Genomic DNA, 16,039 nt, shown 5'->3' with positions numbered 1-16,039 from the left:
TGGTTACAATATAGGTAGACATAACTCTAGGAGGACGAGATATGAATAATCAACTATCGATAATTGGAGTACCTATGGATTTAGGTCAAATGAGACGTGGGGTCGATATGGGACCAAGCGCAATAAGGTACGCAGGAATTGTAGAACGATTAGAGAAACTGAATTATGATATAGAAGATCTTGGAGATATTGAAATCGGTAGACCTGAGCAACGTCCAGAGAATCAAGACCATCAGTTAAAGAATCTAAAAGAAGTTGCAGATGCTAGTGAAAAGCTTGCTTCAAGGGTTAACGAAGTGATTGAACGTAAGCGCTTCCCGCTCGTATTTGGAGGAGATCATAGTATCGCAATTGGTACACTCGCAGGAGTTTCGCAGAGCTATAATAATCTTGGTGTGATTTGGTACGATGCTCATGGAGATTTAAATACTGCTGATACATCACCATCCGGTAATATCCATGGTATGCCGCTTGCGGTGAGTCTAGGTATTGGCGATGAGTCGTTAACAGGAATCGCAGGTTACAGTCCAAAGATTAAACCTGAGAACATCGTCATTATCGGAGCTCGTTCTCTTGATGAAGGTGAGCGAGTGTTGATAGAGGAAAAAGGAATCAAAGTGTTTACGATGCATGAAATCGATCGATTGGGAATGACAAAAGTGATGGAAGAAGCAATTGCCCATGTGTCCAATGGCACAGATGGTGTTCATCTAAGTCTTGATCTTGATGGACTAGATCCTCACGATGCACCAGGTGTTGGTACACCAGTTCTTGGAGGAATCAGCTATCGTGAGAGCCACCTCGCTATGGAGATGCTTGCGGAATCCGATATCCTTACTTCTGCTGAGTTCGTTGAAGTGAATCCTATTTTGGATGAGAAGAATAAGACAGCAACAGTAGCTGTTGCACTGATGGGATCTTTATTCGGAGAAAAATTAAAATAACATGATTAACGGCTCTCTAAGAAGTTAGAGAGCCGCTGTTTTATTATTTTTACATTCATCGTATTTATTCAGTAGGTTATCAAGATAAGTGCTGATTTCTACTATTTCTGAGGAACTTAATGGCTGCTTTCTTGCTAAGAGATTCATCTTCTTACGAGAGTCTTCAATTTCCTTAAGTAAAATTTCTTTTTCCCGCCCCTTTGCAAAATCCATTTGCAGACCATCCCTTTCATTCATTTTCCTCTATATACCCGATATGTATGGATTGAAAACCTCTTTTTTAGAAATATATGTATTTTGGTTATTAATAAAGTTTTCTCGTGCTAAAATAGGGGAGGATAAAAAAATTATAAAAAAAACGAAACTTTATTTTTCCTGGAACGTATTGAATAATAGCCGCAGGGAATAGCGGGGGTTGGATATATGGATGCCATTGTAAAAAGAATAATAGTACAAGTAAGGAAAGGGGACCACAATGCTTTTGGTGAGCTTGTGGAGCTCTATAAGGATCGTGTTTTTGCACTTACTTACCGAATGCTTGGTAACCGTCAAGAAGCTGAAGACGTGGCGCAGGAGGCATTTATTCGAGCTTATACAAACATTGATCGCTATCAAATCGATCGGAAGTTCTCAACATGGTTATATCGCATTGCAACAAATTTGGCGATCGATCGAATGAGAAAGAAGAAGCCGGATTATTACCTTGATGCTGAAGTCTCCGGCACTGATGGCCTAACGATGTACTCACAAGTAGCTGCTACTGATCAATTGCCTGATGATGAAGTTGTTTCTCTTGAAGCACAAGAGGGTATTCATCAAGCGATATTAAGTCTTCCTTTGAAGTATCGTTCTGCTATTACACTTAAGTATATTCAAGAGCTTTCACTAAAAGAGATTAGTGAAATTCTTGAATTACCAGTCGGTACTGTGAAGACCCGTATCCACCGTGGGAGAGAAGCACTTAGAAAGAAGTTACGTGAGTGATGTGAAAGGGGGAGAAACTATGAAATGCCCTGAAGAAATTGTACGAATGATGCATGACGTACTTGATGATGAAGCAACGAAAGAAGAACAACTTACGGTGCAAAACCATTTAAAAACCTGTGCTGACTGTAAGCACCATTATGATGAACTTAAAAAAACGGAATCATTTCTCCTCAGCACGCCTTCTCTTAAGGCACCCGATGGTTTTACATCAAAGGTAATGCAGCAACTTCCTCAAGAAAAGAAGACCGTTTGGATTAAGAGATGGATGAAATCTCATCCGCTGATGGCAGCTGCAGTTCTCTTTCTAGTATTAATGGCAGGATCAGTATATTCTTCATGGACGAGTGAAGATCAAATGACAGCATTATCTGGTAATCTGACGTTTGATAAGGAAACAAATACGGTTATCGTTCCGGAAGGTGAAGTAATAAAAGGAGATTTAACTGTTAAGAACCGCAATCTTGAAATCGAGGGGAAAGTCGAAGGTGATGTTCTCGTTATTAATGGAGAGCAATATATGGCTTCTGCGGGTCAAGTAACAGGGGAGATCGAGGAAGTCGATCATATTCTTGATTGGACATGGTATCACTTAAGACAAGTATTTATAGATATTGGTGATGTGTTTTCATCTGATAAGTAATCACACTTAAAACCGCTCTTAACCGAGCGGTTTTTTGTCGATTTTAAATCGATTTGAACAAACACGGTTGACTTTGAACATACTAAAAATATGATATAATTAAAAAGTTACCAACGTTTTCAAGATGTGTAACGGTTAGGAACCACAGGCTAAATTCACTATGTTTGGAGGAAGAGCCGTGCTGCCTGTTGCTAATGTGAATGTACTTGACTACATAACAGAAATTATAGATATTTTGCTAGTTACTTATGTGATTTATAAAATTATCATGTTGATTCGAGGGACTAAGGCTGTTCAGCTTTTAAAAGGAATCACCGTTATTATTGCGGCATGGTTTTTGAGTAGCTTCTTTGAACTTAATACGCTGCATTGGATTCTGGAGCGGGTGGTGCTTTACGGATTACTCGCGATCATCATCATTTTCCAGCCAGAACTAAGACGGGCATTAGAACAGCTTGGTAGAGGTCGATTGTTCACTCGTTCTGCAGTAGAGGAAGAAGAAACGAACAAAATGATCGAAGCGATTATCAAATCTACCTCTTATATGGGGAAGAGACGCATCGGTGCATTAATCTCGATCGAAAGAGAAACGGGGTTAAACGATTATGTAGAAACTGGTATTCAGATGAATGCAAAATTAACTTCTGAGCTTCTCATCAACATCTTTATACCGAATACTCCGCTTCATGATGGAGCTGTTATTTTAAAGAAGGACGAAATTTTGGCAGCTGCCTGCTATCTCCCATTGTCTGAGAGCCCCTTCATTTCGAAAGAACTCGGGACGAGACATAGGGCAGCATTAGGAATAAGTGAAGTGACGGACAGCTTGACTCTTGTTGTTTCTGAAGAAACTGGTAGTATTTCACTCGCTAAAAATGGAGAGCTTCATCGAAATGTATCAGAGGAGGTACTTCGCGACCTACTCACTGGAGAACTCAATACGGCTGTTACGAAGAACGATACTTCCAATCGTTGGAGTAGTTGGAGGGGGAAAAAATAATGGACAAGTTGCTGACAAGTAATTGGTTTGTCAAGATTATCTCGTTTCTTCTTGCCCTCATGCTCTATACTATTGTTGCTATGCCAGACGCTTCAACTTCTGGAGGGGATGGATTGCTCAATCCTGAGGGAGACTCCTATCCTATATCTGATATGAAGCTAGAAGTGCTTTATGATGAAGAAGAAGTCGTCGTTTCCGAACTGCCAGAAACGGTAGACGTGATCGTAGAGGGTAGAACTGATGGAGTAATGATCTCTAGGATGACCAATAAAGAGGTTTACGTCGATCTCCGCAATCTGACTCCTGGACAGCACCTTGTGACGGTTAAACATCGAGATTTCCCTGAGAACGTCGATGTAACGATTGATCCAGCGAGAGTCTCTGTAACGATCGAAGAAAAGAAATCGAACACGTATCAAGCTGGAATCAATCTGTTGAAAGCAGAAGAACTGCCTGAAGGCTACCAAGCTGAAAACCCTGTTGTCACTCCTGAAACAGTAACCGTAACAGGTGGATCTTCAAAACTCGAACAAGTAGCATTTGTAAGAGGATACGTTGATGTGAGTAATGCAAAGGAAGCGATTAACGCTCGGGTTACGCTCAACGTGTACGATGGAAATATGGACGAGATCCAAGGGCTTACGATCGAGCCGGCTATCGTGGATGTCGAAGTGCCGATAAGTAACCCATCTAAGAAGGTTCCTGTTGAAGTAGAGCAAGAAGGCGAGCTTCCTGAGGGATTAAGCATTTCTTCAATTACGGTCGAACCAAAAGAAGTAGCTGTGTTCGGACCGCTAGAATCGCTTGAGAAATTAGAAGTATTGAATGGGGCATCGATCGATCTTTCGGAGATTACAGAAGATACGACGGTGGAGCTTGATGTGCCTGTACCTGATGGAATGACGAAAGTAGAACCACAAAAGGTTAAGGTGAAAATCGTATTGAGTGATGAAGGATAAAAAGCATTTGATGATATACCCATAAAAGGTAGGGGGCCAACGGATGGTCTTACTGCAACCGTTGCTCATATTTTTTGCGGCTTTATGAGGTATATCTTGCATCCTTGTCAACAAAAGCTGCTTTTATGATATAAAATCGTTAACACATAACTGAACTGCGCGATACAAAGGAGAGAAATTACGATGGGTAAATATTTTGGAACCGATGGTGTTAGAGGTGTCGCAAATACTGAATTAACACCAGAGCTTGCATTTAAATTAGGACGTTTTGGTGGGCATGTACTAACGAAAGGCGCTGAAAAGCCAAAGATTTTAATTGGTCGAGATACACGAATTTCAGGGTACATGCTAGAAGGTGCGCTTGTAGCTGGGCTACTATCGATCGGAGCGGAAGTCATGCGATTAGGTGTGATTTCCACACCAGGTGTCGCCCACTTAACAAAAGCTCTTAGTGCTCAAGCAGGTGTCATGATTTCGGCATCTCACAACCCGGTAGGTGACAACGGTATTAAGTTCTTCGGACCAGATGGGTTTAAACTTTTAGATGTACAAGAAGAAGAGATCGAGGCACTTATCGATAGTGATGAAGATACGGTTCCTCGCCCTACAGGTGAAGATCTTGGAATTGTTAGTGATTATTTTGAGGGCTGTCAGAAGTACCTACAATACTTAAAACAAACAATCGATGAAGATTTCTCTGGCCTTCATATCGCGCTCGACTGTGCTCATGGTGCAACTTCTTCGCTAGCACCTCACCTGTTTGCTGATTTAGAAGCGGATATCTCAACGATTGGTACGAACCCTACAGGGACAAACATTAATGCTGGCGTAGGCTCTACACATCCTGAGGCACTAGCAGAATTCATGAAGGATAAGAACGCAGATCTTGGCTTAGCGTTTGATGGAGATGGTGATCGTCTTATTGCGATCGATGAGAATGGAGAGATCGTTGATGGCGATCAGATCATGTTTATTTGTGCGAAGTTCATGAAAGAGCAAAAGAATCTTCGTCATGATACGGTTGTTTCAACCGTCATGAGTAATCTTGGTTTCCACAAAGGGATGGAAGAAGCGGGAATTACTTCTCTCAAAACAAAAGTTGGCGATCGCTACGTGATGGAAGAAATGCGTAAGGAAGGGTATAACCTTGGCGGTGAGCAGTCCGGCCATATTATCTTCCTCGATTACATCACAACAGGAGATGGCATGTTATCCGCACTTCAGTTAGCGAATATCATGAAAGTGACACAGAAGCCATTGTCTGAGCTTGCAGCTGAAATGAAGAAGTACCCTCAATCGCTTGTGAATGTTAGAGTGACTGACAAAACAAAGGTTGATTCAAACGAACGTATTCAGGAGACGATCCAACAAGTTGAGAGCGATATGAACGGTGAAGGACGTATCCTAGTACGCCCATCGGGAACAGAGCCTCTCGTACGTGTAATGGCTGAAGCACCTACAAAAGAACTTTGTGATGAGTATGTACAACGTGTCGTATCGATGGTTGAGGAAGAACTAGGAGCGTAATCGACACAAAAATGGATTTAGTACGAATGGTATGCGTGTGTAGCACACAACAAGCTATACATGCATACCTTTTATTATTTAAAAGAAAACTACTAGTAAATCGGACGGAACTAATTTTCGTTTTTTGAAAAAAAAGGATTGACCATTATTTTACATCTAATGTATTATTGTAGTTATGTTTAATCCTATTCAAGAAGGGAAAGTGAGGGAAGCGGGTTTATTAATTCGATAAGCGCCTGGACTGCTCTCGAGCGGTAGAGAACAGTTGACGAGGAAGAGGTTCATCGAACATCGGCGGATACCTCTCGATTGCTCACCACAATCGTACGGTTTTGCGTTAAAACAGGAAGGTGACTTTCTGTACAAAACCAAAACCTTGGTGAAGAAACGTACTTGATAATCGGAAAAGAAGGGGCAGGTCTGCCCCGAGGTACACCTGTTCCTTCAACTGAAGGAGGACTTTTTATGTGTGGTATTGTTGGATATATTGGAAATAAAGATGCTAGAGAAATCTTATTGCGTGGGCTAGAAAAACTTGAGTATCGTGGTTATGATTCAGCCGGTATCGCTCTTCTTAATAACGAAGGCTTGCACCTTACGAAAGAAAAGGGGCGTATTGCAGATCTTCGTAAACAAGTTGATGAGAGCGTAGAAGCGACTACTGGAATTGGACATACACGTTGGGCAACACACGGTGAACCAAGTCAAATAAACGCACACCCGCATCAAAGTGCATCAGAACGTTTTACGCTCGTGCATAATGGTGTAATTGAGAACTATCAACAAATCAAACGCAACTTCTTATCCGAAACTGAATTCGTTAGTGCTACTGACACTGAAGTCGTGGTACAACTGATTGAGACATTTGTAGTAAAGCACAACATGCAAGTAGAAGAGGCATTTCATCAAGTGCTTCAAGAACTTCACGGTTCTTACGCACTAGCACTGATCGATAATGAAAATCCTGACACGTTATTTGTTGCAAAGAACAAAAGCCCGCTTCTAGTAGGAGTAGGTGATGAATTTAACGTGATCGCAAGTGATTCGATGGCGATGCTTCAAGTAACGAATGAATTCATCGAATTGATGGATGAAGAGGTCGTTCTTGTAACGCGTGATTCAATCACGATCAAAGATATGGATGGAAAAACGGTTGAACGTGAGCCATTCACTGCTGAAATCGATGCAAGCGATATTGAAAAGGGTACGTACCCGCACTATATGCTTAAAGAAATCGACGAGCAGCCGTTTGCAATCCGAAATATCATCACGAAATATAAAGATGAAAATGACAACATCAAGCTAGATGAAGATATTCGAAACGCTGTTAAGGATTCGGATCGAATCTACATCATTGCTTGCGGAACAAGTTACAATGCTGGTCTTGTTGGAAAGCAGCTTATCGAGAACATCGCTCAAGTTCCTGTTGAAACGCATATTGCGAGTGAGTTCCTCTACAATATGCCACTCGTTTCAAAAAATCCACTATTCATCTTTATTTCACAAAGTGGTGAAACGGCAGATAGTCGTGGCGTTCTTGTAAACGTGAAGAAAAAAGGCTACAAGTCACTCACGATTACAAACGTTCCTGGATCAACGCTTTCACGTGAAGCAGATTACACGCTTCACACACATGCGGGTCCTGAGATCGCTGTAGCATCGACAAAAGCTTATACAGCTCAGATGGCGGTATTAACCATTCTTGCGGTTGATACGGCACAAGCTAAAGGCATTAAGCTTGATTTCGATCCTCTTCAGGAATTAGGAATTGTAGCAAATGCAATTGAATCGATCGTCGATCAGAAAGAAAAGATTGAAGCGGTAGCTCGTGAATTCCTTTCTGTAACGCGTAATGCATTCTTCATCGGTCGTGGCGTAGACTACTATGTATGTCTAGAAGCTGCACTTAAACTAAAAGAAATCTCTTACATCCAGGCTGAAGGATTCGCTGGAGGAGAGCTTAAGCATGGTACGATTGCACTGATTGAAAAAGGTACGCCTGTTATTGCGATCGCAACTCAGAAGCACGTGAACGGAAGCATCCGCTCAAACGTTGAAGAAGTAGTTGCTCGTGGCGCGTCTCCTTGTATCGTAACGACGAAGAGTCTTGAAGAGGAAAACGACTCAATCGTAATCGATGAAGTGCATGAGCACTTAACACCACTTGTTTCTGTAGTACCACTACAACTGCTTGCTTATTATGCAGCACTTCACCGTGAATGTGATGTTGATAAGCCAAGAAACCTTGCTAAATCTGTAACTGTAGAATAAATAGAAGCGTCCGTTACCAGTAACAACAAGTTATTTGGTAAAGGTCAGCTAAATTAAAACGTTCCTAAGAGTAATTACTTTTAGGAACGTTTTTATATTCATGAACGTTTGTGTGGTGAAAAATTCTTTAACAGTCTCAGTAATCAATGATTATAGGGATTTCTTCCTATCTACTTGCTAATCTTGCAGTCTATAAGAAAAAGGCGTGATTCTGTTAGGGATTACGCCTTTTACTATTAAATTGAATAGATTATTGAAGTGCTTTATCTAAAGTGTCCAGGTTGTTACGCATCAGGCTAAAGTAATCTTCTTCATTTGCAATATCCTCATCCGTCAGGACTGAGAGATTATGAAGACGTAGAGCCTCTGCGCCAATTTCTTTTTGCAGGCTCTTCGAAACCTTCGGCGTTACGTTTTGCTCAAATAGTACATATGATAAATTCTTTTCTTTTGCGGTATGAATGATTTCTTCTAATGCTTTTTGTGATGGTTCATTGGACGGTGAAAGGCCAGAAATCGCAATTTGATGGATTCCGTATCGCTCTTCCCAGTAGCCATAAGCTGCGTGTGAAACAATCATTTCAGGCTTATCTTTTGAATCAGTTAAGCTTTCGAAATCATTATCAAGCTTTTTAAGGTCTGCTTTTACTTCTTGAAAATTGGCTTCGAAATCCTCTTTTGCTTCAGGGTGTAGTTCAACTAAAGCATTTTTTATGTTTTCTGCAATTGCAATTGCTCTAACTGGATCCAGCCATACATGAGGATCTTTGTCCCCATGATGATGGTGTTCATCTTCTTTAGCATGCTCTTCCTCTTCAGAAGCTCCGTGGTCATCATGGTGTTCACCTTCTTCAGCATGTTCCCCATCTTCAGAAGTTCCTTGCTCTTCATGATGGTTATCTTTGTGCTCAATTGCTTCGATTCCGGTAGATGCTTCAAACATTTTTACATTATTTCCTTCAATTGAGTCAGCGATTGCCTCTGCATAGCTTTCCAACCCAAGACCGTTGTATATAAAACCATCGGCTTCAGCAATGCTTACCATGGTTTTTGTAGTAGGTTCATAGGTATGTGCGTCCGATCCAGGTGGCAGGATTGATTCCACGTCAACATGGTCGCCACCAATTTTTCTTGTGAAATCCTCAATAGGAAACAATGTGGTATAAACGATTAACTTTTCATCTGAATCGCTGTTTTCCATAGCTGTTGAACTAGCCTCATTGCTGCCACATGCTGCTAGAAGCAATACAACAATTAGCATTATCGATGCCATACTTCGGCGCTTGTACGTCATAATATCTCCCCCTTAGATATACATATAAATCATATTATCGTAATAGTTACGATTTGTAAAACGAAATTATTACGGTTTAAAATAAGAATAGTCTCGCATAAGACTGGACCTAGTAAAAGATTTAGAAAAAATGGAATAGGTGGAGCAAACGATCATTCTGGCTGAAGATGAGATCAACGAGGAGGCATTGAACTAGAATCTTTAAAACTAACACTTCTCATTTTTGCTAAATCTAGCAGCATTCTTTTGTTGTATTTTGTTACTAATTCATATACACTATAAATCGTAATCGATACGATTTGTGGAGTGGTGGATATGTATAATTGGATTATTATAGGTGGAGGCATACATGGTTGTACGATTGCAGCAACACTTTTGAAAAGCGGGAAAGTCAAAAAGGAAGAGCTTCTTATGATTGATCCTCATTCAGTTCCGCTTGCAAGATGGAAAGAGAGAACAGGGCGTATTCAAATGCCTTTTCTTAGGTCTCCATCTGTACATCATATTGATGTTCCTCCATTCAGTCTGGAGAAATATGCAAAGGAAAAATCGTATACCAATCCTTTTTATGGCTATTATGATCGCCCGGCACTAAATCTTTTTAATGAACATGCAGATTCAGTCTTACGTGAAGTCGGCCTTCAAGAGGTTTGGTGTAGCAGTAAGGTTGTAAATGTTGCGAAAGAGGGTCCATATTGGGAGATTGAAACAGAAGATGGACGCATTTATTTTGCAAAGAACTGCGTGATTGCAATAGGAAACAATGATCTTGCCTATCCGGCCTGGGGAGATAAATTGAAAAATGCCTGGCACCTTTTTGACCCTCGTCTTGATATGGAGAAAATTACTCCTCCGATTGCCATCGTTGGGGGTGGCATAACAGCAGCACACGCAGCCATTTCAATGGCCTACCGGTTTCCAGGTAAAGTAAGTCTTATTACGCGGCATCCGTTCAGAGTGCATAATTTTGACAGTGATCCTGGCTGGATTGGTCCAAAATATTTAAACGGTTATGAGAAGGTAGCGTGCTATAGAAGAAGACGGAGAATGATCAAGGAAGCACGTCATCGGGGATCCATCCCTTCCGAACTCCATCAGAAATTGAACTGTTTGGAGAAACAGGGGTCCCTTTCAATAATCCAAAGCAATGTGACATCTGTTTGTTGGAAGTCCAATGCGCTTTTTATAACTGAAGGGAGCATGATGCCTGCAACAACGCTTTTTGCCACAGGATTTCAAGCAAAGATGCCTCAGCAGAAGTGGCTGCAAAACCTCATCGAAAAGGAAGTGCTTCCATGTGCAGCGTGTGGCTATCCAATTGTAGAAAAGACGCTGGAATGGAGCTCACGTTTGTTTGTTTCAGGACCTCTTGCTGAGCTTGAAATCGGTCCTGGCTCACGAAATATCATAGGGGCGAGGAAAGCAGCTGAACGCATTGCAAAAAGTATATGAATTAAATCGTAATTATTTTGATTTAAAGGAGTGGATATGCATGGGGAAAATCCCTGTTACTGTTCTGAGCGGATATTTAGGTGCAGGAAAAACAACGCTCCTAAACCACATTCTCGCAAACAGAGAGCAGAGAAGAATAGCAGTCATTGTAAACGATATGAGTGAAATCAACATAGATGCAGAATTAATCAAAAATGGCTTTTCTAGAACAGATGAAAAATTAGTCCAGCTACAAAATGGATGTATCTGTTGCACCCTAAGAGAAGACCTGATTCTTGAAGTGAAAAAGCTGATGGAAGCAGGGGAAATTGATTATCTTGTGATTGAGTCTACTGGTATTTCAGAGCCCATTCCAGTGGCACAGACATTTACATATATGGATGAGGAACTTGGCATCGACCTCAGTGAGACGTGCAGACTGGATACGATGGTGACGGTTGTTGATGGAAACCGGTTCTGGCATGATTATCATTCCGGTGACTCGTTGCTAGACCGCAAAGAAGGTGCCGATCAGAGTGATGAACGTGATGTTGTTGATTTGCTTGTTGATCAGATTGAATTTGCGAATATACTCCTTCTTAATAAAACGGACTTAATGGAACAAGAAGAAATAGAAAAATTAACTTCGATTCTAAAAACACTGAATCCTGATGCTCTGATTAAGACCAGTACCTATGGAAACGTGCATCTTGATCAAATAATCAACACTAACCTGTTCGATTTTGAACAGGCAAGTCAAAGTGCAGGCTGGATCAAGGAGCTGAATGAAGAACATACTCCTGAAACAGAAGAATACGGGATTTCATCATTTGTATACCGCAGAAAGCGGCCTTTTCATCCTGAAAGGTGGATGGCATGGCTCGAGCAATGGCCGAAAGATGTTGTTCGTGCAAAAGGCTTTTTTTGGCTCGCTACCCGGAATGATATCACTGGCTTGCTTTCCCAGGCAGGGCCATCGCTTAGCATTGAATCTGCTGGAAAATGGGTGGCAGCCTTTCCTGCTAAAGAGCAAAAGGAAGCCATGAGAGATGACCCGGACCTTCTTGAACGTTGGGATGACCTTTACGGGGATCGTCTTACCGAACTTGTGATGATTGGTCTTCACCTGGACCAGGAGCAAATTGAACAGTCACTTGACCAATGCCTTCTAACAGATGAAGAAATGAAGCAGGATTGGTCTTTACTTTTAGATCCATTGCCAGAATACCAATAAGAAAGGAAGATGAATATGGCGAAGAAATCAAAAGTCGCAAAAGAAAAGAAGCGTCAGGAGCTTGTTCAGAAGTATGCGGAGCTCAGAAAGGAATTAAAAGCAAAGGGGGACTATGAGGCTCTACGTAAGCTTCCGCGCGATTCTTCACCAACGCGCTTAACAAACCGCTGTGAAGTAACAGGAAGACCGAAAGCTCATCTTAGAAAGTTCAAAATGTCGCGGATCGCATTTAGGGAGTATGCGCACAAAGGGCAGATTCCTGGAGTGAAAAAATCTAGCTGGTAAAAGGCGGGTGAAGAGAGGTGAGAGTAAACGAGCACCTGCTTAGAATTATTGTTAGGGATGCTATAGCTAAACTCCCGAGGCAAGAAAGAGAGCTGTATGAGTGGATTGATAAATTGGAAACATCCCTTATCTCCAAAAGTGATTCCCCTGGCGCTTATTTAAATCTGCTTCAAAAGCATAGTCCTTATCATGAAGCAGGGGCATTCTTTCATATGAACCCATCAAAAGTGAGGAAAATCATGCAGCGGGTAGAAGTCTATCTCTCTGATCAGGTGGAGGAAAAAATCATCACGAAAAAATGGTTGGAAGCTCCTTCCTATCACTCTAATCGAAAAAAGTTTACGCTTTACATTTAATATGTACAGCGAATGACAGATTGATCACTTTTGACGAGTGCCCAGTTGATGCTTGTGCAAAAGGTGAATAACCAAATAGCTATCGAACGTTTTTGCGCGTGTCATTATGATACGCGCGTTTTTAAAAATGAAATAACATATTGAATTCCAACAATCATGTTCGTTTAACAATGTTTATAACGAAGTCTTTATAAAGTACCTCTTTCTCTTTAATACTTCTGGACATGCTTGAATAGGATGTTACGAAGGAGGGGACGGAGATGAGCATTTATTTTAGTTATATCTTGTTAGGTTTATCACTATCTGCGCCTGTAGGTCCGATTAATGCTGCACAGATGGACAAAGGAATTCGGTATGGTTTTTTGAATGCGTGGTTTGTTGGAATAGGTGCGATGGTTGCAGATGCAATCTTCATGCTGCTGATTTACATAGGGATCGGACATATTGTGGATTCTCCATTTATGAAAACGTTCCTCTGGCTGTTTGGATTCTTCGTGTTAAGTTTTACAGGTGTTGAAAGCATCGTGAAGTCGAGAGTTCAAAAGAATAGGAGTGGCACGAAGAGTGAAACGAAGGGTAAGTCTTTTCGAACAGGGTTCTTTATGGCCTTTTCAAACCCATTGAACATCTTATTCTGGCTAGGTATTTACGGATCCATCCTTGCTCAGAACGCAAATAACTTAGGCACTTATCATTTCTTGATCTATAGCACGGGTATCTTTATTGGAATCACAATATGGGATTTAACAATGGCTAGTATTGCATCAGGGGCAAGAAGGCTCCTAAACCCTTCTATGCTTCGGATGATATCGATTCTCTCGGGTATCGTGCTTATTGCATTTGGATTGTATTTTGGAAAGCAAGCGATGACTATGCTCCTTAGTTAGACAGACACCTAATGAACATTCTCTCAATAGGATACCGTGTGTAGCTATTGGGAGGGATGTTGATGTTATTTACAAAGAGTATGATAGATGAGAATAGTGAAGCGTTGGAGGGTTGGAATGTGTTAGCCTACCAACAATTTTCAGATATGATGTGCAATGAATCTGAACCCTATCCATGTGTTCCTGGGAAGATGGGCTTTATCGATAACTCTCTCAGGTTTGGGTTTGCGGATCCTCCATGGGAAGAGCTTGCTTCTCGGCAACTTGCGGCCATTTTAAAGGAGTATGGGGAAATTTCACGGGAAACAGGGAAGTACGCTTCTTTAGTCGTGTTCTTTGAGGCTGATCATCAAGATGGCAAGAGTATTGAGGACTATCAGGATACGTTTTGGACGTTATTAAACGACGTCCATCAACTAGACGAAAAACCATGGCCTGAAGACATACCGACAGACCCACATAACCAGGCATGGGAGTTTTGTTTTGACGGTGAACCCTACTTTGTATTTTGTGCGACACCAGCTCATCGCGTGCGAAAGAGTCGAAGCTTTCCTTATTTTATGCTTGCTTTCCAACCGAGGTGGGTTTTCGAAGAAATCAATGCTTCAACATCTCTCGGGCAAAAGTTAAAGAAGGTCATAAGAAACAGGCTGGTTAAATACGATGGCAAGAAGCCTCACCCTGCTTTAAAGTGGTATGGACAGCAAGATAATTATGAATGGAAGCAGTATTTTCTCGATGAGGAAGACACGACTCTATCTAAGTGTCCTTTCATGGCAATGAAGAACAAGATAAAGAACTTGCATCCTTAATGCTTTCTTTTTAGTTTAATGACAGTCGCTAACGCGATGAGTACAATAAATCCAATACTTACAAAGAAACCAGGCCTGCTAACCTTATCGAACAATGTGCCGGTGATTGCGAAGGCAATCAATGTAAAAGCAACCCATATACCGATCGTGCTTTTTAACGATTGATCCATAAGCTTTCGGAAAGACAACAAAATAAACATCCAGTTGTATAAAAGCATAAGTCCAGCTGCAGTCGTAAAATATTCGAAAATCTTTCCGGGTACTAAAAGCGCGATGATGATCGAGATCGCAACTACGATACACGTGAGAATGAAAGCGGGAAGGGGAACTTTCTCCTTCTCACTTTGCGCAAAAAGCTTCGGTGCGTCTCCTTCTTCCGCAAGTGTCAAGAGCATCGTCGTAACAGCATAAAGAGAAGCTACCATCGTTGAGAATCCTGCGATGATGAGGATGCTATTAAAGATGTGCGGGACGAAAACAGGAAGTTTATATGAGATTAATACCGTTAGAAAAGGACTCTCATCTGGCGTGATCGCAGAGGATGAAGTCAGTTTTAATACAAAATAAAATGATAATAGGTAGAGGGAAGTTAGCACGAGTAACATGATATTTCCGGATTTCTGTGCATCTTTAGGGTCTTTTAAGTGTTCAGCCATGAGTCCCATAATTTCAATTCCACCAAAGGCATAAAACGCATAAAGAAGAGCGGTCCATAACCCAATCCCGCTTTGTGGGAATAAGTCAGTCAGCGGAGAAGAGGATGGAGTTGCTCGTTCAAGGGGATTGATCAGCCCGCTTATGACTGCGATCGAAATGATGAGAAACATGGCGATCGCTGCTACTTTCATAATTCCAAATACATTTTCCAGTTGTTCGACTTTGTGAACGCCCATGAGTATGATTGAAAGCCCGGCGATGGCAAAGATCGTTGCGAAAATCCATAGCGGAGTATTCGGAAACCAGTACTGTGCAAAGATCGAGAGAGCCGTTAACTGACTACCCATGATCAGCATTTCAGATGACCAGTATACCCACCCGTTACTAAATCCTGCCCAATCTCCAAATGCATGTTTCGCATAGGTACGGAATGAACCTTTAACAGGGTGGTGAGCGGTTAATTTCGCAAGGGCCTGAAAGACAAACCATGTCCCTAGCCCTGCGATTGCGTATGCGATCAAGATGGCATTATCCGCTTTCTGAATCGCAATACTAGAACCAAGGAAATAACCTGTTCCGATAATGCATCCGACGCCGATCAAAGAAAGCTGCCACCATTGAAGATTTTCAGATTTTGTAGTTTTTCTCATGACCCATTCTCCCCGTTCATAGTTAGTCTTAGTGTGAGAAGGAAAGCAATGGAATATGTGTTCTTAACCGTTTTGGGATGGTTTTATATGGTGAGGAGATAGTAA

The 16,039-nt window shown here is 41.4% G+C and carries 16 protein-coding genes; 13 read left to right on the top strand and 3 right to left on the bottom strand.

Features of this window, described 5'->3' with window-relative positions; genetic code table 11:
• Positions 1 to 41: 41 nt before the first annotated feature.
• Complete coding sequence (rocF, locus tag ACXADT_RS02700) at positions 42 to 944, top strand: arginase (protein WP_270182877.1); 903 nt, start codon at positions 42 to 44, stop codon at positions 942 to 944.
• Positions 945 to 968: 24 nt separating this feature from the next.
• On the opposite strand, the gene ACXADT_RS02695 is transcribed toward rocF, so the two are convergent.
• Entirely contained in the window at positions 969 to 1,157 is a 189-nt protein-coding gene (locus tag ACXADT_RS02695) for an aspartyl-phosphate phosphatase Spo0E family protein (RefSeq protein ID WP_270182876.1), read from the bottom strand.
• A 210-nt stretch (positions 1,158 to 1,367) separates the two neighbouring features.
• Here ACXADT_RS02695 and sigW point away from each other — a divergent pair, with 210 nt between their 5' ends.
• The 6 genes from sigW (at position 1,368) to glmS (ending at position 8,328) form a co-directional block, all read left to right on the top strand.
• Positions 1,368 to 1,928: an RNA polymerase sigma factor SigW gene (gene sigW / locus ACXADT_RS02690; RefSeq protein ID WP_270182875.1), complete on the top strand. Its 561-nt coding sequence runs from the start codon at positions 1,368 to 1,370 to the stop codon at positions 1,926 to 1,928.
• A 19-nt stretch (positions 1,929 to 1,947) separates the two neighbouring features.
• A complete protein-coding gene (locus ACXADT_RS02685) occupies positions 1,948 to 2,571 on the top strand; it encodes an anti-sigma factor family protein (RefSeq protein WP_270182874.1) in 624 nt (207 codons plus the stop codon).
• Positions 2,572 to 2,752: 181 nt separating this feature from the next.
• A complete protein-coding gene (gene cdaA / locus ACXADT_RS02680) occupies positions 2,753 to 3,571 on the top strand; it encodes a diadenylate cyclase CdaA (protein ID WP_270182880.1) in 819 nt (272 codons plus the stop codon).
• Positions 3,571 to 4,530 (top strand): CdaR family protein, encoded by a 960-nt coding sequence (locus ACXADT_RS02675; RefSeq protein ID WP_474814625.1) that lies wholly within the window; start codon positions 3,571 to 3,573, stop codon positions 4,528 to 4,530. Before cdaA ends, ACXADT_RS02675 begins: the two co-directional genes overlap by 1 nt.
• A 183-nt stretch (positions 4,531 to 4,713) precedes the next feature.
• Entirely contained in the window at positions 4,714 to 6,057 is a 1,344-nt protein-coding gene (gene glmM / locus ACXADT_RS02670; protein WP_270182872.1) for a phosphoglucosamine mutase, read from the top strand.
• Positions 6,058 to 6,522: 465 nt separating this feature from the next.
• Positions 6,523 to 8,328 carry a glutamine--fructose-6-phosphate transaminase (isomerizing) gene (gene glmS, locus ACXADT_RS02665; RefSeq protein ID WP_270182871.1) on the top strand — a complete coding sequence of 602 codons (1,806 nt, stop codon included), beginning with the start codon at positions 6,523 to 6,525 and terminating at the stop codon, positions 8,326 to 8,328.
• Between the two features lie 250 nt (positions 8,329 to 8,578).
• Here the strand turns inward: glmS and ACXADT_RS02660 are convergent, their stop codons facing one another.
• On the bottom strand, positions 8,579 to 9,622 hold the full coding sequence (locus ACXADT_RS02660) for a metal ABC transporter solute-binding protein, Zn/Mn family (RefSeq protein WP_474833185.1): 1,044 nt from the start codon (positions 9,620 to 9,622) through the stop codon (positions 8,579 to 8,581).
• Positions 9,623 to 9,937: 315 nt separating this feature from the next.
• On the opposite strand from ACXADT_RS02660, the gene ACXADT_RS02655 reads away from it, so the two are divergent.
• The 6 genes from ACXADT_RS02655 (at position 9,938) to ACXADT_RS02630 (ending at position 14,627) form a co-directional block, all read left to right on the top strand.
• The gene (locus tag ACXADT_RS02655; protein ID WP_474833183.1) at positions 9,938 to 11,074 is read left to right on the top strand and encodes an FAD/NAD(P)-binding protein; all 1,137 of its coding nucleotides are present in this window, start codon (positions 9,938 to 9,940) and stop codon (positions 11,072 to 11,074) included.
• Positions 11,075 to 11,114: 40 nt separating this feature from the next.
• Positions 11,115 to 12,287 carry a GTP-binding protein gene (locus ACXADT_RS02650; RefSeq protein WP_474833182.1) on the top strand — a complete coding sequence of 391 codons (1,173 nt, stop codon included), beginning with the start codon at positions 11,115 to 11,117 and terminating at the stop codon, positions 12,285 to 12,287.
• 15 nt (positions 12,288 to 12,302) lie between these two features.
• Positions 12,303 to 12,572: a 30S ribosomal protein S14 gene (gene rpsN, locus ACXADT_RS02645; RefSeq protein WP_270182867.1), complete on the top strand. Its 270-nt coding sequence runs from the start codon at positions 12,303 to 12,305 to the stop codon at positions 12,570 to 12,572.
• Positions 12,573 to 12,589: 17 nt separating this feature from the next.
• Entirely contained in the window at positions 12,590 to 12,928 is a 339-nt protein-coding gene (locus ACXADT_RS02640; RefSeq protein WP_474814596.1) for a hypothetical protein, read from the top strand.
• Between the two features lie 260 nt (positions 12,929 to 13,188).
• Positions 13,189 to 13,815, top strand: coding sequence for a LysE family translocator (locus ACXADT_RS02635; RefSeq protein ID WP_474833180.1), 627 nt, complete (start codon positions 13,189 to 13,191; stop codon positions 13,813 to 13,815).
• A gap of 62 nt (positions 13,816 to 13,877) precedes the next feature.
• Positions 13,878 to 14,627 (top strand): YqcI/YcgG family protein, encoded by a 750-nt coding sequence (locus ACXADT_RS02630; protein WP_474833179.1) that lies wholly within the window; start codon positions 13,878 to 13,880, stop codon positions 14,625 to 14,627.
• Here the strand turns inward: ACXADT_RS02630 and ACXADT_RS02625 are convergent.
• Complete coding sequence (locus ACXADT_RS02625) at positions 14,624 to 15,934, bottom strand: amino acid permease (protein WP_474833177.1); 1,311 nt, start codon at positions 15,932 to 15,934, stop codon at positions 14,624 to 14,626. The genes ACXADT_RS02630 and ACXADT_RS02625 overlap by 4 nt on opposite strands.
• Positions 15,935 to 16,039: the final 105 nt, after the last annotated feature.

Source organism: Anaerobacillus sp. ABR4_321 (assembly GCF_056158505.1).
Note: the sequence above shows the minus strand (reverse complement) of the source record. Positions and strands in the feature narration are given on the sequence as shown.